We start from the raw sequence: 20970 nt of genomic DNA, 5'->3' as shown, positions 1-20970 counted from the left end.
CAGGCCGGGCGTTGATCACGGGGCGCAGGTCAGATGCGTTTGGCCTGGGCCGCCGCGTTGCCGATGTAGGTAGCTGGGGTCAGCTGCTTGAGCTCGGCCTTGGCTTCAGCTGGCATGTCCAGACCATCGATGAAGGCCTGCAGCGCTTCGGGGCTGATGCCCTTGCCGCGCGTGAGCTCCTTGAGCTTCTCGTAGGGGTTCTCGATGTTGTAGCGGCGCATGACGGTCTGGATCGGCTCGGCCAGGACTTCCCAGCAGGCGTCCAAGTCTTCGGCGATGCGAGCGACGTTCACTTCCAGCTTGCCGATGCCCTTGAGGCTGGCCTCGTAGGCGATGACGCTATGGGCGAAGCCCACGCCCAGGTTGCGCAGCACGGTGGAGTCGGTCAGGTCACGCTGCCAGCGGGAGATCGGCAGTTTGCTGGCCAGGTGCTGGAACAGGGCGTTGGCGATACCCAGGTTGCCTTCGGAGTTCTCGAAGTCGATCGGGTTGACCTTGTGTGGCATGGTCGAGGAGCCGATCTCGCCGGCGACGGTCTTCTGCTTGAAGTAGCCCAGGGAAATGTAGCCCCAGACGTCGCGGTCGAAGTCGATGAGGATGGTGTTGAAGCGGGCGATGGCGTCGAACAGCTCGGCAATGTAGTCGTGCGGCTCGATCTGGGTGGTGTAGGGGTTGAACTGCAGGCCCAGTTCGTCTTCGATGAAGGCGCGGGCGTTGGCTTCCCAGTCGATCTGCGAATAGGCCGACAGGTGGGCGTTGTAGTTGCCCACGGCGCCGTTGATCTTGCCCAGCAGCGGCACGGCGGCGACCTGGGCGATCTGGCGCTCCAGGCGGTAGACCACGTTGGCCAGCTCTTTGCCCAGAGTGGTCGGCGAAGCCGGCTGACCGTGGGTGCGCGAGAGCATCGGCACGTCGGCGTGGGCGTGGGCCAGGGCGCGGATGGCCTGGGCGATCTGGCGCATCAGCGGCAGCAGCACTTCGTCACGGCCGGCGCGCAGCATCAGGGCGTGGGACAGGTTGTTGATGTCCTCGCTGGTGCAGGCGAAATGGATGAATTCGCTGACCTTGGCCAGTTCCGGCAGGGTCGCGGCCTGCTCCTTGAGCAGGTATTCGATGGCCTTGACGTCGTGGTTGGTGGTGCGCTCGATTTCCTTGACGCGCTCGGCGTGCTCGAGTTTGAAATCGGTGGCCAGGGTGTCCAGCAGGGCATTGGCTTCGGCGGAGAACGCCGGCACTTCGCCGATCTGCGGGTGGGCGGCCAGACGCTGGAGCCAGCGCACCTCGACCAGGGCGCGGAAACGGATCAGGCCGTACTCGCTGAAGATGGGGCGCAAGGCCTGGGTTTTGCCGGCGTAGCGGCCGTCTACAGGGGAAACCGCAGTGAGCGAGGAGAGCTGCATGGGGTGTTCTCGGACAGTCAGGCTTTTGGAAGGGCGCATATCATACATGAAAAAGGTAGGCGGCGAGCTTCTAGCTGCAAGCAGCACGTAAAAGCCGACGTGCTGCGTCTGCTGGATGCATGCAGCTTACCCTCGCATCATGTCGTACAGTTCGTTGAGCAATTTGCGACGGCTGAACACCAGCTGCCAGCGGTGTCCACCCAGCTGACGCCACAGACGCGCAGCGCGGATGCCGGAGAGCAGCAGGGCGCGGATCTTCGAGGCATTGCCGGCCTGCTGAAGGAAGCGCATGTCGCCATGCACTTGGATGCGCTGGCGCAAGGTGCTCAGGGTGTCCTGGTACAAGGCTCCGCTGGATGCGATGACATTATCGTGAACCAGGCCGAAATGATCGGCCTGGGCCTGGATCTGGGGCAGGCGCTTGCCGATGGTCTCGAGCATGTCGTCCCGTTTGGCCAGCTGGCGCTCCAGGCCGAGCATCGACAGGGCATAGCGCAGCGGCTCGCGCTGAAGGCTGCTGGGGTCGCGCTCCAGGGCGCCGACCAGGGCGCGGTAGCCGTCGCGCAGGTTCAGGTCATCGCCGCCGAACACCTCCAGGGTGTCCTTGGGGTCACGCACCAACAGGCTACCCAGCATGCAGCCGATATTGGCCTCGCTGGCCTGGCCGGTCCGGGCGATGCGGTCGACCAGCACTGCGGCCTGGAACACGCCGCCCAAGGCGACCAACTGCTCCTGGAGAGTATTCATTGGCGAGGGCTCCAAGGCTCGGCGGTCTCGATCACACCGCCGCCCAGGCATACCTCGCCGTCATAGAACACCACCGACTGCCCCGGAGTGACAGCGCGTTGCGGCTCGTCGAAGACCGCGCGATAGCCATGCTCGGTGCGCTCCAGGGTGCATTGCTGGTCGCTCTGGCGGTAGCGCACCTTGGCGGTCAGCCTGCGCGGGCTGCTCAGGTCGATCGGGTTGACCCAGAAGATCTCCGAGGCGAGCAGGGCGCGGGAGAACAGCCAAGGGTGTTCGTTGCCTTGACCGACCACCAGTACGTTGCGGGTCAGGTCTTTGTGCAGCACGTACCACGGCTCGTCGCCGGCGTCCTTCAGGCCGCCGATGCCCAGGCCCTGGCGCTGGCCGATGGTGTGGTACATCAGGCCGTGGTGACGCCCGATGACTTCTCCGTCGGTGGTCTCGATGTCGCCCGGCTGGGCGGGCAGGTACTGCTTGAGGAAATCGCTGAAGCGGCGCTCACCGATGAAGCAGATACCGGTGGAGTCTTTCTTCTTGGCCGTGGCCAGGCCGTGCTTCTCGGCAATGGCACGTACTTCGGGCTTTTCCAGCTCGCCGACCGGGAACAGGGTGCGGGCGATCTCCTTGCCGCCGACAGCATGCAGGAAATAGCTCTGGTCTTTGTTCGGGTCCAGCCCCTTGAGCAGTTCGGTGAGCTCGCCGGTGTCGCGGCGGCGCACATAGTGGCCGGTAGCGATCAGGTCGGCGCCCAGGGACAGGGCATAGTCGAGGAAGGCTTTGAACTTGATCTCGCGGTTGCACAGGATGTCCGGGTTCGGTGTACGTCCGGCCTTGTACTCCTCCAGGAAATGCTCGAATACGTTGTCCCAGTATTCGGCCGCGAAATTGGCGGTATGCAGCTTGATACCGATGCGATCGCACACGGCCTGGGCGTCGGCCAGGTCCTCGCGGGCGGTGCAGTATTCGGTGCCGTCGTCCTCTTCCCAGTTCTTCATGAACAGACCTTCCACCTGGTAGCCCTGCTCCATGAGCAAAAGGGCGGAGACGGAAGAGTCCACGCCGCCGGACATGCCGACGATAACGCGGGTCTTGGCGGGGTCTTTGAGTGCTGGGCTGGTCATGGCTACCGGTGTGTATCAGGGGGAAAAATTCCGATTCTATCAGGCCAAGGGCCGGACGTCAGTCGCGCAGCAAGGCGAGGCTATGCAGTGGACCGGCCAGGTAATCGTCGATGCAGCGCGGTACCAGCTCGCTGCGCCAGCGTGCGGGGTCGGCCAGCAGTTGCTCGCGGGTCAGCCAGACGGCACGGACAATATCGCTGTCCAGGGGGCGGGCGGCGTGGTGATGCACGGGGCGCGCGGCGAAACAGATGCGCTGGTAGGTAACGCCATTGCTGGGGGCGGTATAGAGGTAGATGCCAACCACGCCAGTGAGTTCGACTTCCCAGGCGGTTTCCTCCAGGGTCTCGCGCAGGGCGGCCTGGGTCAGGGTCTCGTTGGGCTCAAGATGCCCGGCAGGTTGGTTGAAGACGTGTTGGCCGGCCTTGAACTCTTCGACGAAGAGGAACTTGCCCTCGTGTTCGACGATGGTGGCGACGGTGATGTGGGGTTGCCAGGACACGGTCGGTGCTCTCCCTAAGTGACAAGCTCCAAACTGCAAGCCACAAGTCAAGATGCTATGCAGACTGCGCTTGCTTGTGGTTTGCAGCTTGAAACCTGCGGCTGAAAAAGCACAAACCCCGGTGCGTGGCCGGGGTTTGTGGTGTTACATCAGAACCTTACAGAGCGGCAATGGCGCTGTTGAGGGTCTGGCTTGGGCGCATGACCTTGGCAGTCAGCTCGGCATCCGGCGCGTAGTAACCACCGATGTCGGCCGGCTTGCCCTGGACGGCAGCCAGTTCGGCGACGATGGTCGCTTCGTTCTCGGCCAGGGTCTTGGCCAGCGGTGCGAAGCGCGCCTGCAGGGCGGCGTCGTCGGTCTGGGCAGCCAGAGCCTCGGCCCAGTACAGGGTCAGGTAGAAGTGGCTGCCGCGGTTGTCGATACCGCCGACTTTGCGCGATGGCGACTTGTTGGTGTCGAGGAACTTGCCGGTGGCCTGGTCCAGGGTATTGGCCAGGACTTTGGCGCGTGGGTTGTCGTAGGTGTTGCCCAGGTGCTCCAGGGAAGCGGCCAGGGCCAGGAACTCACCCAGCGAATCCCAGCGCAGGAAGTTCTCTTCGACCAGCTGCTGCACGTGCTTCGGAGCCGAACCGCCGGCGCCGGTTTCGAACAGGCCACCGCCATTCATCAGCGGGACGATCGACAGCATCTTGGCGCTGGTGCCCAGCTCCATGATCGGGAACAGGTCGGTCAGGTAGTCGCGCAGGACGTTGCCGGTCACCGAGATGGTGTCCTTGCCTTCGCGGATGCGGGCCAGGGAGAACTTGATGGCATCGACCGGCGCCAGGATGCGGATGTCCAGGCCGCTGGTGTCGTGGTCCTTCAGGTACTTCTGGACCTTCTCGATCATCACGCCGTCGTGGGCGCGGGCAGGGTCCAGCCAGAACACCGCCGGGGTGTTGCTCAGGCGGGCGCGGTTGACGGCCAGCTTGACCCAGTCCTGGATCGGCGCGTCCTTGGTCTGGCACATACGGAAGATGTCACCGGCTTCGACGCTCTGTTCCAGCAGCACCTTGCCCTTGCCATCGACCACGCGCACGACGCCGTCGGCCTTGATCTGGAAGGTCTTGTCGTGGGAGCCGTACTCTTCGGCCTTCTGAGCCATCAGGCCGACGTTCGGCACGCTGCCCATGGTGGTCGGGTCGAAGGCGCCGTTGGCCTTGCAGTCCTCGATCACGGCCTGGTAGATGCCGGCGTAGCAACGGTCCGGGATGACGGCCTTGGCGTCCTGCAGTTCACCGGCGGTGTTCCACATCTTGCCCGAGTCGCGGATCATCGCAGGCATCGAGGCGTCGACGATGACATCGCTCGGCACGTGCAGGTTGGTGATGCCCTTGTCGGAGTTGACCATGGCCAGGGCCGGGCGGACGGCGTACAGGGCCTGGATGTCGGCTTCGATCTCGGCCTGCTTGTCAGCTGGCAGGTCCTTGATGCGGGCGTACAGGTCGCCGATGCCGTTGTTGGCGTTGAAGCCGACTTCGGCGAGGGCTGCGGCGTGCTTGGCCAGCACGTCGTTGTAGAACTCTTCGACGATGACGCCGAACATGATCGGGTCGGAGACCTTCATCATGGTGGCTTTCAGGTGGACCGACAGCAGCACGCCGGAGGCCTTGGCATCGGCGATCTGCTCGGCGATGAAGGCTTTGAGGGCCTTGCGGCTCATGACGGCGCAGTCGATGACTTCAGCGGCTTTGACGGCGGTCTTTTCTTTCAGGACAGTGGTAACGCCGTCTTTGCCGACCAGCTCGATGCGCAGGCTGTCATCGCCTTCGATCAGTGCGGCTTTTTCGCTGCCGTAGAAGTCGCCTTGGGTCATGTGGGCGACGTGCGACTTGGAGTCGGCAGTCCAGGCGCCCATCTTGTGCGGATGCTTGCGGGCATAGTTCTTGACCGACAGCGGAGCGCGGCGGTCGGAGTTGCCTTCGCGCAGAACCGGGTTCACGGCGCTGCCTTTGATGCGGTCGTAGCGGGCGCGGGATTCTTTTTCTTGCTCCGTGCTCGGCTCGTCAGCGTAGTCGGGGATGTTGAAGCCCTTGCCTTGCAGTTCCTTGATCGCGGCCTTGAGCTGCGGTACCGAGGCGCTGATGTTCGGCAGCTTGATGATGTTGGCTTCCGGGGTGGTGGCCAGCTGGCCCAGCTCCGCCAGGTGATCGCCTACGCGCTTCTCGGCGCCCAGTTGCTCCGGGAACGCCGCGAGGATACGGCCAGCCAGGGAGATGTCACGGGTTTCGACGGCGATGTCAGCCGAAGCGGTGAAGGCTTCGATGATCGGCAGCAGGGAATAGGTGGCGAGGGCGGGAGCTTCGTCGGTGAAGGTATAGATGATCTTGGAACGGGTGGGCATGCGGGTTAACTCTCTGTTTTGCTGAGCGTGCTCGAAGTCTCGAGATGCGCAGGGTAGGCGCTACGCCCTGGCAGCGCCATGGGCAATTGGTCGAGAGGCTTGCGAGCGGTGATGGTGGATGCATCAGTCGAGCGTCAAACGGCTGGGCGGCGGTAACAGCCCAGGCTTTTTGGCCATTCTTGGCCGAGGGCGAGCCGCGTTTTTCCAAGGGGTCGCCCCAATGACCCTACGGTCAGGGCTGGAGTATACCAAACCCTTCGGGCTAAGTGATATCGGACCGCCTATAAGACGAAAGGCGTAAGGGCAATGTGGCGCGATGCCGCAGCCCTCGGCGTCTGCGCGCGGCCAAACTGTGAGTGGGCTTGTCAGTGGTCGCTGCCGGTCAGCTTGCAACTTGCAGCGTGAAGCTTGCAGCTCAGGAAAGCTGGTTTAGGCTCATTGGATCGCAGGATGTCCAATCACACCTGGAAAAGCGGAGTAGTGCAGCATGGGATACCAGAAAATCAAGGTTCCAGCAGACGGCGCGAAGATCACCGTCAATGCAGACCATTCGCTCAATGTTCCCGACAATCCCATCATCCCGTACATCGAGGGCGACGGTATCGGTGTCGATGTTTCGCCGGTGATGATCAAGGTAGTGGATGCTGCCGTGCAGAAGGCCTACGGCGGCAAGCGCAAGATCGCCTGGATGGAGGTGTATGCCGGCGAGAAGGCCACGCAGGTCTACGACCAGGACACCTGGCTGCCCCAGGAAACCCTCGATGCCGTGCGCGATTACGTGGTGTCGATCAAAGGGCCACTGACCACGCCGGTCGGTGGGGGTATCCGTTCCCTGAACGTGGCCTTGCGCCAGCAGTTGGATCTGTACGTGTGTCTGCGTCCGGTGCTGTGGTTCCAGGGCGTGCCGAGCCCGGTGAAAAAGCCTGGTGATGTCGACATGGTGATCTTCCGCGAGAACTCCGAGGACATCTATGCCGGCATCGAATGGAAGGCCGGCTCTGCCGAGGCCAACAAGGTGATCAAGTTCCTCAAGGAGGAAATGGGCGTCACCAAGATCCGCTTCGACGAGAACTGCGGCATCGGCGTCAAGCCGGTCTCCGAGCAGGGCACCAAGCGCCTGGTGCGCAAGGCGCTGCAGTATGCCGTGGACAACGACCGCAAGTCGGTGACCCTAGTGCACAAGGGCAACATCATGAAGTTCACCGAAGGGGCCTTCAAGGATTGGGGGTACGAGGTGGCGCGGGACGAGTTCAAGGCCGAGCTGCTCGATGGCGGCCCGTGGATGAGCTTCAAGAATCCCAAGACCGGGCGCCAGATCGTGGTCAAAGATGCGATTGCCGACGCCATGCTCCAGCAGATTCTGCTGCGACCGGCCGAGTACGATGTGATCGCCACCCTGAATCTCAATGGCGACTACCTTTCCGACGCCCTGGCGGCCGAGGTCGGGGGCATCGGTATCGCCCCGGGCGCCAACCTGTCCGACACCGTCGCGATGTTCGAGGCGACCCATGGTACGGCGCCCAAGTATGCCGGGCAGGACAAGGTCAATCCGGGCTCGGTGATTCTGTCGGCAGAAATGATGCTGCGCCACATGGGCTGGACCGAGGCAGCCGACCTGATCATCAAGGGCACCAACGGCGCCATCGCGGCCAAGACCGTGACCTACGACTTCGAGCGCCTGATGGACGGCGCCAAGTTGGTCAGCAGCTCCGGCTTTGGTGATGAGATGATCAAGCACATGTGAAGGCAATGAAAACCGGCCAGCCCTTGCGGGGCTGGCCGGTTGCCGATGTGCCTGCAGAAGGTCAGGGGTGGATCAGGCCTGGACGATGCTCTCGACCGGCTGGACTTCGACTTTCGATGCCGTGGCGCCGGCGCCGCAGATGTTGACGGCGTGCAGCCCCTTGGGTCCCTGGACGATGTCGAAGGTCACGGACTGGCCAGCCTTGAGTGTCTTGTAGCCGTCCATCTGGATATGCGAATAGTGGGCGAACAGGTCTTCGCTCTTGCCCTCCTCGTTGACGAATCCATAGCCCTTGGCATTGTTGAACCACTTGACTTTACCGCTCGCCATCCTCATGTCCCTCTGCAAAGGACTCCATCACTGGAGTATCATCCACGTCATCCGCATACGAACCATGCGAAAAAATCTGGTTGACTGCGCGGATCTTTATCGACCACGGTGGGTTCTTATTGGTTGTAACACCGTTTTGCCGATAGTCAAGGTCAGACGGCCCCCGCGCCGGCAGCGGCCTACGCGGTCAAACCATCACCTTAACTTGTCGTTATGATGAAATTCTTTCCATGCAACCACTCAGCCAGATTCGACTAACATTCAATCAGGATCGCCCGCAATCTAACGAGGACGACGGCTCCGGTCTGGCGGTACAGGAAGCCAAGCCGATCCTGCAGGCGCCACCGATGTACAAGGTGGTTTTGTTCAACGATGACTACACGCCAATGGATTTCGTCGTCGAAGTGCTCGAGACGTTCTTCAATCTGAACCGCGAGCTGGCGACCAAGATCATGCTGACCGTCCATACCGAAGGGCGGGCAGTGTGCGGATTGTTTACCCGTGACATCGCCGAGACAAAGGCCATGCAGGTCAACCAATACGCCAGGGAAAGCCAGCATCCGCTACTCTGTGAAATCGAGAAGGACGGTTAATCGCCGACCACTTGGGTATGAGGTGAAGCTATGTTAAACCGCGAGCTCGAAGTCACCCTCAATCTGGCCTTCAAGGAGGCTCGTTCGAAGCGTCATGAGTTCATGACCGTCGAGCACCTGCTGCTAGCACTCCTTGACAATGAGGCCGCCGCGACCGTTCTGCGCGCCTGTGGCGCCAATCTCGACAAGCTCAAGCACGACCTGCAAGAGTTCATCGATTCCACCACGCCGCTGATCCCTGTCCATGACGAGGACCGCGAGACTCAGCCGACCCTGGGCTTCCAGCGCGTGCTGCAGCGTGCCGTGTTCCATGTGCAGAGCTCCGGCAAGCGCGAAGTCACCGGCGCCAACGTGCTGGTGGCGATCTTCAGCGAGCAGGAAAGCCAGGCCGTGTTTCTGCTCAAGCAGCAGAGCGTGGCACGTATCGACGTGGTCAACTACATCGCCCATGGCATCTCCAAGGTGCCGGGCCACGGCTCGCACAGCGAAAACGATCAGGACATGCAGGACGAGGAGGGCGGCGAATCCGCTTCCTCGAGCAATCCGCTGGATGCTTATGCCAGCAACCTGAACGAATTGGCCCGTCTGGGCCGCATCGATCCGCTGGTGGGGCGTGAGCAGGAAGTCGAGCGCGTCGCGCAGATTCTTGCTCGTCGGCGCAAGAACAACCCGCTGCTGGTCGGCGAGGCTGGCGTGGGCAAGACGGCCATTGCCGAAGGTCTGGCCAAGCGCATCGTGGACGGTCAGGTGCCGGATCTGCTGGCCCAGAGCGTGGTGTATTCCCTGGACCTTGGCGCATTGCTGGCCGGTACCAAGTACCGCGGCGATTTCGAGAAGCGCTTCAAGGCGTTGCTCGGTGAGCTGCGCAAGCGTCCGCAGGCCATTCTGTTCATCGACGAGATCCACACCATCATCGGTGCAGGTGCTGCATCCGGTGGCGTGATGGATGCCTCCAACCTGCTCAAGCCGCTGCTGTCGTCGGGCGACATCCGCTGCATCGGCTCGACCACCTTCCAGGAATTCCGTGGCATTTTCGAGAAGGACCGCGCCTTGGCGCGGCGCTTCCAGAAGGTCGACGTCACCGAGCCGTCGGTCGAAGATACCGTGGGCATCCTGCGGGGCCTGAAGGGCCGCTTCGAGAGTCATCACAACATCGAATACAGCGACGAAGCCTTGCGCGCCGCCGCCGAACTCGCTGCGCGCTATATCAATGACCGGCACATGCCGGACAAGGCTATCGACGTGATCGACGAGGCGGGTGCCTATCAGCGCCTGCAGCCAGAGGGCAGTCGCGTCAAGCGCATCGATGTGCCTCAGGTCGAGGACATCGTCGCCAAGATCGCGCGGATCCCGCCCAAGCATGTCACCAGCTCCGACAAGGAGCTGCTGCGCAACCTCGAGCGCGATCTCAAGCTCACCGTGTTTGGTCAGGATGCCGCCATCGATTCGCTGGCCACTGCCATCAAGCTGTCCCGTGCCGGGCTCAAGTCGCCGGACAAGCCGGTCGGCTCGTTCCTGTTCGCAGGCCCCACGGGTGTGGGCAAGACCGAGGCGGCCCGTCAGTTGGCCAAGGCGCTTGGGGTGGAGCTGGTGCGCTTCGACATGTCCGAGTACATGGAGCGGCATACCGTATCGCGCCTGATCGGTGCGCCTCCTGGCTATGTCGGGTTCGACCAGGGTGGTCTGCTGACCGAAGCGATCACCAAGCAGCCGCATTGTGTGCTGTTGCTCGATGAGATCGAGAAGGCCCACCCGGAAGTCTTCAACCTGCTGCTGCAGGTGATGGATCACGGAACCCTGACCGATAACAATGGGCGCAAGGCGGACTTCCGCAACGTGATCCTGATCATGACCACCAACGCCGGTGCTGAAACTGCCGCGCGGGCCTCGATCGGCTTTACTCAGCAGGACCACACGTCTGACGCTATGGAGGTGATCCGCAAGAGCTTCACGCCGGAGTTCCGCAACCGTCTGGACACCATTATCCAGTTCGGCCGCCTGAGCCACGAAACCATCAAGAGCATCGTCGATAAGTTCCTCATCGAGCTGCAGGCGCAGCTGGAAGACAAGCGCGTGCTGCTGGAAGTCAGTGATGACGCCCGCGGTTGGCTGGCGGCTTCTGGTTATGACGTGCAGATGGGGGCGCGGCCGATGGCGCGGCTCATCCAGGACAAGATCAAGCGGCCGCTGGCCGAAGAGATCCTGTTCGGCGAGCTCTCCGAGCATGGCGGCGTGGTGCATGTCGACCTGCGTGATGGCGAGCTGGTGTTCGACTTCGAGACCACGGCTGAGGTTGCATGAGGTCTGGGCTGCTTGCAGCCCCTTTCGCGACATTAAGGCTTCTCCTGTGGGAGTGGCCTTCTGTCGCCAAAACAGCAGAAAGCGACCCTCTGCATTCGAGCGAGCACAAAAAAGCCCGGCACATTGGCCGGGCTTTTTATTGGCTGAGACTCAGCGGGCGCGATAGGTGATGCGGCCCTTGCTCAAGTCATATGGCGTCAGTTCGACGCGGACCTTGTCGCCAGTGAGAATGCGGATGTAGTTCTTGCGCATCTTTCCGGAGATGTGCGCGGTTACGACGTGCCCGTTTTCCAACTCCACGCGGAACATGGTGTTGGGCAGGGTGTCGACGACAGTACCTTCCATTTCGAAGCTGTCTTCTTTCGACATGCAGTAAAGCCCTCGGTATCCAGTGAATGGCCCGATACGCAACTGCACCGGGCAAAAAAGTGGCGTGGATTATGCCCGAAAACTGTGTTTCAAGCCAATGCTTTCAATTGAGGGTAACCCAGCGCTGGTTGATCAGCAGTTCAATGGGCCGGTACTGGGTCTTGTAGTTCATTTTCTTGCAGTTCTTGATCCAGTAGCCGAGGTAGACCGCATCGAGGTTTTGCCGCAGGGCTTCGGTGATCTGCCAGAGGATGGCATAGCGCCCAAGGCTGCGGCGCTCCTGCTCGGGCTCATAGAAGGTGTAGACCGCAGACAGGCCGTTGGGCAGCAGATCGCTCACGGCCACCGCCATGAGTTTGCCTTCCAGGCGGAACTCATAGAACCAGCAGAACGGCAGGTCGCGCACCAGGAAAGTGGAGAACTGGTCACGGCTGGGGGGGTACATGTCGCCATCGGCATGGCGTTGCTCGATGTAGCGGCGGTACAGGTCGAAATATTCTTCGCGAAACGCCGGGCGCGCGGCGGTGACGGTCAGATCGGCGTTGCGTTTTAGGATGCGCCGTTGCTGGCGGTTGGGGATGAAGCGCGCAGCCGGAATGCGCGCGGGCACGCAGGCGTTGCAGTTCTGGCAATGAGGGCGGTACAGGTGATCGCCGCTGCGGCGAAAGCCCATTTCCGACAGGTCGGCATACACATGCACGTCCATCGGTTGGCTGGGGTCCAGGAACAGCGTAGTGGCCTGCTCCTCTGGCAAATAGCTGCAGGAGTGGGGTTGAGTGGCATAGAACTTCAACCGCGCCAGCTCTGTCATGATCAACCCCTCGGTAAGACTTTGACTTAAGTGTAAGCCAGCTGGCAGAACTCGCCTAGCGAGCCCAGGTCGCCGTGTTTGGGGTATCGAGATAGCGTGCCAGGTGCTCTGCAAAGCAGGCCCGGCTGATGGCGCGGGCGCCGAGGCTGTGCAGATGGTTGGTCGGCATCTGGCAGTCGATCAGCACGAATCCGGCGGCTTTGAGGTGCTCGACCAGGGCTACGAAGCCGACCTTGGACGCATTGTCGGCGCGGCTGAACATCGACTCGCCGAAAAACAGTCGGCCCATGGCCAGGCCATATAGCCCGCCCACCAGTTGACCGTCGCGGCGTACCTCGACCGAGTGGGCGATGCCACGTCGGTGCAGTTCGCAGTAGGCCGCCTGCATGTTGTCGGTGATCCAGGTGCCGTCGGCATAATCGCGTGGCGCGGCGCAGGCGGCGATGACGGCGGGGAAGTCGGTGTCGAAGCTGACCTGGTAATGGCCTTGGCGGATGAACTTGGCCAATGAGCGCGATACGTGCAGCTCGTCCGGGAAAAGCACGGTGCGAGGGTCCGGTGACCACCACAGGATCGGTTGGCCATCCTGGTACCACGGGAAGCAGCCATGGCGATAAGCCTGCACCAAGCGCTCCGGCGTCAGGTCGCCGCCTGCGGCCAGCAGGCCGTTGGGGTCGTGCAGGGCTTTTTCCAGGGGCGGGAAGTTCAGCGAGTCGCGGGTCAGCCAGGTGAGCATGGTCTTTCGGCGGTGGGGGAGGGGAGGGCGACCAGCATGGCGCGCTGGTGGTGTGAGGTCAATGTGTGGCCTTGTGGTGTCAGCCGTTGGCGCGTCTGGGCGCAGGCTGGCACTTTGCGAGGTAATTTCCTGACCATTCAGGCGTCCATTGGCACCATCCGGCACATTTGCTGTCATACCTGTGCAAAAACACAGCATAAGCCTTTGTCACGAAAGAAAATGCGTGCTCAAATTGCACCCATAGGAAATCCGCGCCGCTCCAGCCTCACCTGGCGTGCCGCCATGGCGGCTGGCGGGCAGTAATGTTAAAAGTAGTGGTTCATTGACCGGACACCGGGTCGATCACTACTGGACGCGCAGCAAGCGCAGGAATAGACGCGTTTTGAAGAAATCCACCGCAACCCCGCCCCCTTTGCCCGTGCCCCTGTGGCGACAGCAGCTGCATTACCGCCTCAAGGAAGGTGCGCTGATCGCTGTCGGCGCCCTGTGCCTGTACCTGTGGATGGCACTGCTGACCTACGACACGTCGGACCCAGGCTTCAGTCACACCAGCAATGCCGAACAGGTGCAGAACGCCGCTGGCCGCGCCGGTGCCTACTTTGCCGATATCCTGTTCATGGTGCTGGGCTACTTCGCCTATATCTTCCCGTTGCTGCTGGCGATCAAGACCTGGCAGATCTTCCGCGAGCGTCACCAGCCCTGGCAGTGGAGCGGCTGGCTGTTTTCCTGGCGGTTGATCGGGTTGGTATTCCTGGTGCTGTCGGGCGCGGCGCTGGCGCATATCCATTTCCATCCACCGGCGAGCATGCCGTTCTCTGCCGGTGGTGCCTTGGGCGAAAGCCTGGGCGATCTGGCGCGCAACCTGTTGAACGTGCAGGGCAGCACCTTGATGTTCATCGCCCTGTTCCTGTTCGGCCTGACGGTCTTCACCGACCTGTCCTGGTTCAAGGTGATGGACATCACCGGCAAGATCACGCTCGATCTGTTCGAACTGGTGCAGAGCGCGGCCAACCGTTGGTGGGAAGCGCGCAACGAGCGCAAGCGCCTGGTGGCGCAACTGCGCGAGGTGGATGAGCCGATCCTCGATGTGGCGCCGATGGCCGCCGAGAAGCGCGAGCCGATCAAGCCTCAGCCGCGCGAACGCATCAGCGAACGTGACGAAGCGCCCGCCCGGCCTGTGCTACCACGCGAACCTGTGGTGCCACGCGAGCAACCGGTCGCGCCGGTGATCATGCCGCCAACCCCGGTCAAGGCGCCTGAACCGAGCAAGCGGGTGATGAAGGAGAAGCAGGCACCGCTGTTCGTCGATAGCGCCGTGGAAGGTACCTTGCCGTCAATCTCCATTCTCGACCCGGCCGAGCAGAAGAAGATCGAGTACTCGCCAGAATCCCTGGCCGGTGTCGGCCAATTGCTGGAAATCAAGCTCAAGGAGTTCGGCGTCGAAGTTGCGGTGGACTCGATCCATCCGGGTCCGGTGATCACGCGTTACGAGATCCAGCCGGCCGCCGGCGTGAAGGTCAGCCGCATCGCCAACCTGGCCAAGGACCTGGCGCGTTCGCTGGCAGTGACCAGCGTGCGCGTGGTTGAAGTCATCCCGGGCAAGACCACCGTGGGTATCGAGATTCCCAATGAAAACCGGCAGATGGTGCGCTTCTCCGAAGTGCTGTCCACGCCGCAGTACGACGAGCAAAAGTCGCCGGTCACCCTGGCCCTGGGCCATGACATCGGCGGCAAGCCGGTGATCACTGACCTTGCCAAGATGCCGCACTTGCTGGTGGCCGGTACCACCGGTTCCGGTAAGTCGGTGGGTGTCAACGCCATGATCCTGTCGATCCTGTTCAAATCCAGTCCTGAAGATGCGCGGTTGATCATGATCGACCCGAAGATGCTCGAGCTGTCGATCTACGAGGGTATTCCGCATCTGCTCTGCCCGGTGGTCACTGACATGAAGGACGCCGCCAATGCACTGCGCTGGAGCGTGGCCGAGATGGAGCGGCGCTACAAGCTGATGGCCGCCATGGGCGTGAGGAACCTGGCGGGCTTCAACCGCAAGATCAAGGATGCCCAGGAGGCCGGCGAGGTCATCCACGACCCGCTGTACCGCCGCGAGAGCATGGACGACGAGCCGCCTGCGCTGAAGACGCTGCCGACCATCGTGGTGATCGTCGACGAGTTCGCCGACATGATGATGATCGTCGGCAAGAAGGTCGAAGAGCTGATCGCCCGTATCGCCCAGAAGGCCCGGGCCGCCGGTATTCACCTGATTCTTGCCACCCAGCGTCCGTCGGTGGATGTGATCACCGGCCTGATCAAGGCCAACATTCCGACCCGCATGGCGTTCCAGGTGTCCAGCAAGATCGACTCTCGGACCATCATCGACCAGGGTGGCGCCGAGCAGTTGCTCGGTCACGGTGACATGCTCTACATGCCGCCGGGCACCAGCCTGCCGATCCGTGTGCATGGTGCGTTCGTCTCCGACGACGAGGTGCACCGGGTCGTCGAAGCCTGGAAGCTGCGCGGCGCGCCGGACTACAACGACGACATCCTCAACGGCGTCGAGGAAGCCGGTAGCGGCTTCGAGGGCGGCGGTGGTGGCGGCGGCGATGGCGACGATCCGGAAGCCGATGCGTTGTACGACGAAGCCGTGCAGTTCGTACTGGAAAGTCGTCGGGCGTCCATTTCCGCGGTGCAGCGCAAGTTGAAGATCGGCTATAACCGCGCCGCGCGGATGATCGAGGCGATGGAGATGGCCGGTGTGGTCACCCCCATGAACAGCAACGGCTCGCGGGAAGTGATTGCCCCGGGCGGCCCACGCGATTGATGATCACCTTGCCGGACGTCGAAGGCGGCGCCCGGCCCATTCACTGTTCAACGAGGATTCCCATGCGCGCGATTCGCATGCTGTTGGTTTCTGCCCTGGCCCTGGGCGCTGTGTCGGCCCAGGCCGATGAGAAGGACGTTGCACTCCTGACCCAGTTGCTGGAGAAGTCGCAGACCATCTCGGCTCGTTTCTCACAACTTACCCTCGATGCCAGCGGCACGAGCTTGCAGGAAACCAGTGGCGAGATGTCCGTCAAGCGCCCAGGCCTGTTCTACTGGCACACTGATGCGCCTCAGGAGCAGGTGGTGGTGTCCGACGGGCAGAAGGTCACCCTGTGGGACCCGGACCTGGAGCAGGCCACCATCAAGAAGCTCGACGTGCGACTGAACCAGACCCCGGCGCTGTTGCTGTCCGGTGATGTGTCCAAGATCAGCCAGAGCTTCGATATCACCTCCAAGGAACAGGGCGAAGTCATGGACTTCACCTTGAAGCCCAAGACCAAGGACACCTTGTTCGACTCCCTGCGTGTGTCGTTCCGCCGCGGTCTGATCAACGACATGCAACTGGTCGACAGCGTGGGTCAGCGCACCAATATCCTGTTCAACGGGGTCAAGGCCAACGAGGCGATCCCGGCGAGCAAGTTCCAGTTCAAGATCCCGGAAGGCGCCGACGTCATCCAGGAGTAATGAGAGCGCATCATGGACCTGTTTCGAAGCGAACCTGTCGCCCAGCCCCTGGCCGCCCGGCTGCGTCCGTCCAACCTGGACGAGTACGTCGGCCAGGAGCACCTGCTGGCGCGTGGCAAGCCGCTGCGTGAGGCGCTGGAACAGGGCGCGCTGCACTCGATGATCTTCTGGGGGCCGCCTGGAGTGGGCAAGACCACCCTGGCGCGGTTGTTGGCGCAGTTCTGCGACGCTCACTTCGAGACGGTGTCGGCGGTGCTGGCCGGGGTCAAGGAGATCCGCCAGGCGGTAGAGGTGGCCAAGCAGCAGGCGGGCCAGTATGGTCGCCGGACCATCCTGTTCGTCGATGAGGTGCACCGCTTCAACAAGTCCCAGCAGGATGCCTTTCTGCCTTATGTGGAAGACGGCACGCTGATCTTCATCGGTGCCACCACCGAGAACCCCTCGTTCGAATTGAACAACGCCTTGCTGTCTCGGGCTCGGGTGTATGTGCTCAAGAGCCTGGACGAAGCGGCCTTGCGCAAGTTGGTCAACCGCGCCCTGACCGAGGAACGCGGCCTTGGTGCACGCCAGCTGAGTGTCGGTGACGACGCTTTCAAAATGCTGATGGCGGCAGCTGACGGCGATGGCCGGCGGATGCTCAACTTGCTGGAGAACGCTTCGGATCTCGCTGAGGACGGCGGCGAGATCGGCGTCGATCTGTTGCAGAGCTTGCTCGGCGACAGCCGGCGTCGCTTCGACAAGGGGGGCGAGGCCTTCTACGACCAGATCTCGGCGTTGCACAAGTCTGTGCGGGGCTCCAATCCCGATGCGGCGTTGTACTGGTATGCGCGTATGCTCGATGGCGGCTGCGATCCGCTGTACATCGCTCGTCGAGTGGTGCGCATGGCCAGCGAGGACATCGGCAACGCCGATCCTCGCGCCTTGAGCCTGTGCCTGGCTGCCTGGGATGTGCAGGAGCGTCTGGGCAGCCCCGAGGGGGAACTGGCGGTGGCTCAGGCCATTACCTACATCGCCTGCGCGCCGAAGAGCAATGCCGTGTACATGGGCTTCAAGGCTGCCATGCGCGAAGCCGCCGAGCACGGTTCCCTGGAGGTGCCGTTGCACTTGCGCAACGCTCCGACCAAGCTGATGAAGCAGCTGGGGTATGGCGAGGAATACCGCTACGCCCACGACGAGCCTGATGCGTACGCCGCAGGTGAAGACTACTTCCCCGAACAGCTCGAGCCACGCCAGTACTACCAGCCGGTACCCCGGGGCCTGGAGCTCAAGATAGGGGAGAAACTGCGCCACCTGGCCGAGTTGGACCGCACCAGCCCCCGGCAACGGAGAAAGCCATGATCGGCCTCATCGCCGCGGTCAGCGCGGGCGGTATCGCCGGAACCCTGTTGCGCTTTGCCACGAGCAATTGGGTGGCGGCACACTGGCCACGCCACTTCTATCTCGGTACGCTGGCGGTCAACCTGATCGGCTGCCTGCTGATCGGCCTGCTCTATGGCTTGTTCCTGCACAAGCCGCTGGCGCCGGTCGAGCTGCGCGCCGGGCTGATCGTCGGCTTTCTGGGTGGCCTGACGACTTTTTCTTCTTTCTCGCTCGATACCGTGCGCCTGATGGAAAGTGGGCAAGTTCCGCTGGCCTTGGGCTATACCGGTATTAGCGTAATCGGCGGGCTGCTTGCCACTTGGGCCGGCCTGTCGCTGACCAAATTCTGAACCAACACTCACATAACGAGAGAACGATATGCTCGATTCCAAACTGTTACGCGGCCAACTTCAGGAAGTGGCGGATCGCCTGGCCTCCCGTGGCTTCAGCCTGGATGTCGCGCGCATCGAATCCCTGGAAGAGCGCCGTAAGGCCGTGCAGACCCGCACCGAGCAACTGCAGGCCGAGCGTAACGCCCGTTCCAAGTCGATCGGCCAGGCCAAGGCCAAGGGTGAAGACATCGCGCCGCTGATGGCGGATGTCGAGCGCATGGCTGGCGAGCTGGCCGAGGGCAAGGCAGAGCTGGATGCCATCCAGGCCGAACTTGACGCTATCGTGCTGACCATCCCCAACCTGCCGGACGCCAGCGTTCCAGTCGGCCCGGACGAGGAGGCCAACGTCGAGGTGCGCCGTTGGGGCACCCCGCGTGACTTCGATTTCGAGGTCAAGGACCACGTGGCACTGGGCGAGATCAGCGGCGGCCTGGACTTCGAGACCGCGGCCAAGCTCTCCGGCGCACGCTTTGCCCTGCTGCGTGGCTCGATCGCCCGCATGCACCGCGCCCTGGCCCAGTTCATGATCAATCTGCACACCAGCGAGCACGGCTACGAGGAGGCCTATACCCCGTATCTGGTGCAAGCGCCGGCCCTGCAGGGCACCGGCCAGTTGCCGAAGTTCGAGGAAGACCTGTTCAAGATCGCCCGTGAAGGCGAGGCGGACTTCTACCTGATTCCGACCGCCGAAGTGTCGCTGACCAACATCGTCGCCGGCGAGATCATCGATGCCAAGCAACTGCCGATCAAGTTCGTCGCCCACACTCCGTGCTTCCGCAGCGAAGCCGGTGCTTCGGGTCGCGATACCCGCGGCATGATCCGCCAGCACCAGTTCGACAAGGTCGAGATGGTGCAGATCGTCGAGCCGTCCAAGTCGATGGAAGCGCTCGAAGGCCTGACCGCCAACGCCGAGCGCGTGCTGCAGGCCTTGGAGCTGCCGTACCGTGTCCTGGCCCTGTGCACCGGCGACATGGGCTTTAGCGCCGTGAAGACCTACGATCTGGAAGTCTGGGTGCCGAGCCAGGGCAAGTACCGCGAGATCAGCTCCTGCTCGAACTGCGGCGACTTCCAGGCCCGCCGCATGCAGGCCCGCTGGCGCAATCCGGAGACCGGCAAGCCTGAGCTGGTGCATACCCTCAACGGCTCAGGCCTGGCGGTCGGCCGCACCCTGGTGGCGGTGCTGGAGAACTATCAGCAGGCCGATGGCTCGATTCGCGTGCCGGAAGTGCTCAAGCCCTACATGGGTGGTGTCGAGGTCATCCGCTAAATGGATTACCTGCCGCTGTTCCACAAGCTGCAGGGTGGTCGGGTACTGGTCGTCGGTGGCGGTGAGATCGCCCTGCGCAAGGCGCGTCTGCTGGCCGACGCCGGCGCCGCGCTGCGGGTAGTGGCACCGGAGGTCGACGGCCAGCTGGCCGCGCTGGCCCGCGAGGGTGGCGGTGAGGTCTTGGTGCGCGGTTACCAGCCAGGCGACCTTGACGGTTGCCGGTTGGTGATCGCCGCCACCGACGACTCCGTGCTCAATGCCCAGGTCTCTGCCGATGCCCAGGCGCGTAGCCTGCCGGTCAACGTAGTGGATGCGCCGGCCCTGTGCACGGTGATTTTCCCCGCGATCGTCGATCGTTCGCCTTTGGTAGTGGCCGTGTCCAGTGGCGGCGACGCGCCAGTGCTGGCGCGGCTGATCCGCGCGCGCCTGGAGGCCTGGATTCCAGCCGCCTATGGCGAGTTGGCCGGTTTGGCCGCGCGTTTTCGCGACAAGGTCAAGGCGTTGTATCCGGACGTCAACCAGCGTCGCGGTTTCTGGGAGGATGTCTTCCAGGGGCCGATCGCCGAACGCCAGTTGGCCGGGCAGGGCAGCGAGGCCGAGCGCCTGTTGCAGGCGAAGGTCGATGGTGCGCCGGTGCAGCAAGGGGGCGAGGTGTATCTGGTCGGTGCCGGCCCGGGTGACCCGGACCTGCTGACCTTCCGTGCCTTGCGCCTGATGCAGCAGGCCGATGTGGTGCTGTATGACCGATTGGTGGCGCCGGCGATCATCGAGATGTGCCGACGTGATGCCGAGCGGATCTACGTTGGCAAGCGCCGCGCCGATCATGCAGTGCCGCAGGAGCAGATCAATCGCCTGCTGGTGGACCTGGCGCGCCAGGGCAAGCGAGTGTTGCGCCTGAAGGGCGGCGACCCGTTCATCTTCGGCCGTGGCGGTGAGGAGATTGAAGAGCTGGCCGAGGAGGGTATCCCGTTTCAGGTGGTACCGGGCATCACCGCGGCCAGTGGTTGCTCAGCTTATGGCGGAATTCCGCTGACCCATCGGGATTATGCCCAGTCGGTGCGCTTCGTCACCGGGCATCTGAAGGATGGCACCAGCAACTTGCCTTGGGATGATCTGGTGGCGCCTGCCCAGACCCTGGTGTTCTACATGGGCCTGGTCGGCCTGCCGACCATCTGCGCCGAACTGATTCGCCATGGCCGCGCGGCCAGTACTCCGGCGGCGTTGGTGCAACAGGGGACCACACGTAACCAGCGGGTGTTCACTGGGACCCTGGCGGATCTGCCGGCGCTGGTGGCGCGTCATGAAGTGCATGCGCCGACCCTGGTGATTGTCGGGGAGGTGGTGCGGCTACGCGAGAAGCTGGCGTGGTTCGAAGGATCACAACAAGGGTGACATGATTGGGGCCGCTAAG

At 62.7% G+C, this 20970-nt stretch carries 18 protein-coding genes; 9 read left to right on the top strand and 9 right to left on the bottom strand.

Annotation, left to right across the window (positions count from 1 at the left end; all coding sequences use genetic code 11):
- Positions 1 to 29: 29 nt before the first annotated feature.
- The 5 genes from purB to J5X93_RS16965 form a co-directional block, all read right to left on the bottom strand.
- Entirely contained in the window at positions 30 to 1400 is a 1371-nt protein-coding gene (purB, locus tag J5X93_RS16985) for an adenylosuccinate lyase (protein WP_043212220.1), read from the bottom strand.
- Positions 1401 to 1526: 126 nt separating this feature from the next.
- Positions 1527 to 2147 (bottom strand): high frequency lysogenization protein HflD, encoded by a 621-nt coding sequence (gene hflD, locus J5X93_RS16980; RefSeq protein WP_043212222.1) that lies wholly within the window; start codon positions 2145 to 2147, stop codon positions 1527 to 1529.
- On the bottom strand, positions 2144 to 3268 hold the full coding sequence (mnmA, locus tag J5X93_RS16975; RefSeq protein ID WP_043212224.1) for a tRNA 2-thiouridine(34) synthase MnmA: 1125 nt from the start codon (positions 3266 to 3268) through the stop codon (positions 2144 to 2146). The genes hflD and mnmA overlap by 4 nt, the downstream gene beginning before the upstream one ends.
- Before the next feature lie 58 nt (positions 3269 to 3326).
- A complete protein-coding gene (locus tag J5X93_RS16970; protein ID WP_090344495.1) occupies positions 3327 to 3767 on the bottom strand; it encodes an NUDIX hydrolase in 441 nt (146 codons plus the stop codon).
- A gap of 157 nt (positions 3768 to 3924) precedes the next feature.
- Complete coding sequence (locus tag J5X93_RS16965) at positions 3925 to 6150, bottom strand: NADP-dependent isocitrate dehydrogenase (protein WP_043212228.1); 2226 nt, start codon at positions 6148 to 6150, stop codon at positions 3925 to 3927.
- A gap of 487 nt (positions 6151 to 6637) precedes the next feature.
- Between J5X93_RS16965 and icd the strand changes: the two genes are divergently transcribed.
- Positions 6638 to 7894: an NADP-dependent isocitrate dehydrogenase gene (gene icd, locus J5X93_RS16960; protein WP_043212230.1), complete on the top strand. Its 1257-nt coding sequence runs from the start codon at positions 6638 to 6640 to the stop codon at positions 7892 to 7894.
- A gap of 72 nt (positions 7895 to 7966) precedes the next feature.
- Here icd and cspD read toward each other — a convergent pair whose 3' ends face one another.
- A complete protein-coding gene (gene cspD / locus J5X93_RS16955; RefSeq protein WP_043212231.1) occupies positions 7967 to 8224 on the bottom strand; it encodes a cold shock domain-containing protein CspD in 258 nt (85 codons plus the stop codon).
- A gap of 230 nt (positions 8225 to 8454) precedes the next feature.
- On the opposite strand from cspD, the gene clpS reads away from it, so the two are divergent.
- Both clpS and clpA read left to right on the top strand, forming a co-directional pair.
- Entirely contained in the window at positions 8455 to 8817 is a 363-nt protein-coding gene (gene clpS / locus J5X93_RS16950; protein ID WP_043212233.1) for an ATP-dependent Clp protease adapter ClpS, read from the top strand.
- 30 nt (positions 8818 to 8847) lie between these two features.
- On the top strand, positions 8848 to 11118 hold the full coding sequence (gene clpA, locus J5X93_RS16945; protein WP_043212236.1) for an ATP-dependent Clp protease ATP-binding subunit ClpA: 2271 nt from the start codon (positions 8848 to 8850) through the stop codon (positions 11116 to 11118).
- Between the two features lie 150 nt (positions 11119 to 11268).
- Here clpA and infA read toward each other — a convergent pair whose 3' ends face one another.
- The 3 genes from infA to aat all read right to left on the bottom strand — a co-directional run bounded on the left by infA (position 11269) and on the right by aat (position 13034).
- The gene (infA, locus tag J5X93_RS16940) at positions 11269 to 11487 is read right to left on the bottom strand and encodes a translation initiation factor IF-1 (protein WP_002553999.1); all 219 of its coding nucleotides are present in this window, start codon (positions 11485 to 11487) and stop codon (positions 11269 to 11271) included.
- Positions 11488 to 11590: 103 nt separating this feature from the next.
- Positions 11591 to 12298 carry an arginyltransferase gene (locus tag J5X93_RS16935; protein WP_043212238.1) on the bottom strand — a complete coding sequence of 236 codons (708 nt, stop codon included), beginning with the start codon at positions 12296 to 12298 and terminating at the stop codon, positions 11591 to 11593.
- A gap of 55 nt (positions 12299 to 12353) precedes the next feature.
- Positions 12354 to 13034 (bottom strand): leucyl/phenylalanyl-tRNA--protein transferase, encoded by a 681-nt coding sequence (aat, locus tag J5X93_RS16930; RefSeq protein ID WP_043212240.1) that lies wholly within the window; start codon positions 13032 to 13034, stop codon positions 12354 to 12356.
- A gap of 322 nt (positions 13035 to 13356) precedes the next feature.
- Between aat and J5X93_RS16925 the strand changes: the two genes are divergently transcribed.
- The 6 genes from J5X93_RS16925 (at position 13357) to cysG (ending at position 20951) form a co-directional block, all read left to right on the top strand.
- Positions 13357 to 15855 (top strand): DNA translocase FtsK, encoded by a 2499-nt coding sequence (locus J5X93_RS16925; RefSeq protein ID WP_377735719.1) that lies wholly within the window; start codon positions 13357 to 13359, stop codon positions 15853 to 15855.
- Between the two features lie 62 nt (positions 15856 to 15917).
- The gene (lolA, locus tag J5X93_RS16920; protein ID WP_182942723.1) at positions 15918 to 16541 is read left to right on the top strand and encodes an outer membrane lipoprotein periplasmic chaperone LolA; all 624 of its coding nucleotides are present in this window, start codon (positions 15918 to 15920) and stop codon (positions 16539 to 16541) included.
- Positions 16542 to 16553: 12 nt separating this feature from the next.
- Positions 16554 to 17879, top strand: a complete 1326-nt coding sequence (locus tag J5X93_RS16915; RefSeq protein WP_043212243.1) for a replication-associated recombination protein A — start codon at positions 16554 to 16556, stop codon at positions 17877 to 17879.
- On the top strand, positions 17876 to 18250 hold the full coding sequence (gene crcB / locus J5X93_RS16910; RefSeq protein ID WP_043212246.1) for a fluoride efflux transporter CrcB: 375 nt from the start codon (positions 17876 to 17878) through the stop codon (positions 18248 to 18250). Before J5X93_RS16915 ends, crcB begins: the two co-directional genes overlap by 4 nt.
- A 28-nt stretch (positions 18251 to 18278) precedes the next feature.
- Positions 18279 to 19559 carry a serine--tRNA ligase gene (gene serS, locus J5X93_RS16905; protein ID WP_182942725.1) on the top strand — a complete coding sequence of 427 codons (1281 nt, stop codon included), beginning with the start codon at positions 18279 to 18281 and terminating at the stop codon, positions 19557 to 19559.
- Positions 19560 to 20951, top strand: coding sequence for a siroheme synthase CysG (gene cysG / locus J5X93_RS16900; protein ID WP_043212251.1), 1392 nt, complete (start codon positions 19560 to 19562; stop codon positions 20949 to 20951).
- Positions 20952 to 20970: the final 19 nt, after the last annotated feature.

It is taken from the genome of Pseudomonas sp. BYT-1 (assembly GCF_023611805.1).
In the GTDB taxonomy this organism is placed as follows: Bacteria; Pseudomonadota; Gammaproteobacteria; order Pseudomonadales; family Pseudomonadaceae; genus Aquipseudomonas; species Aquipseudomonas guariconensis.
This window is presented reverse-complemented; position numbering and strand designations above follow the sequence as displayed.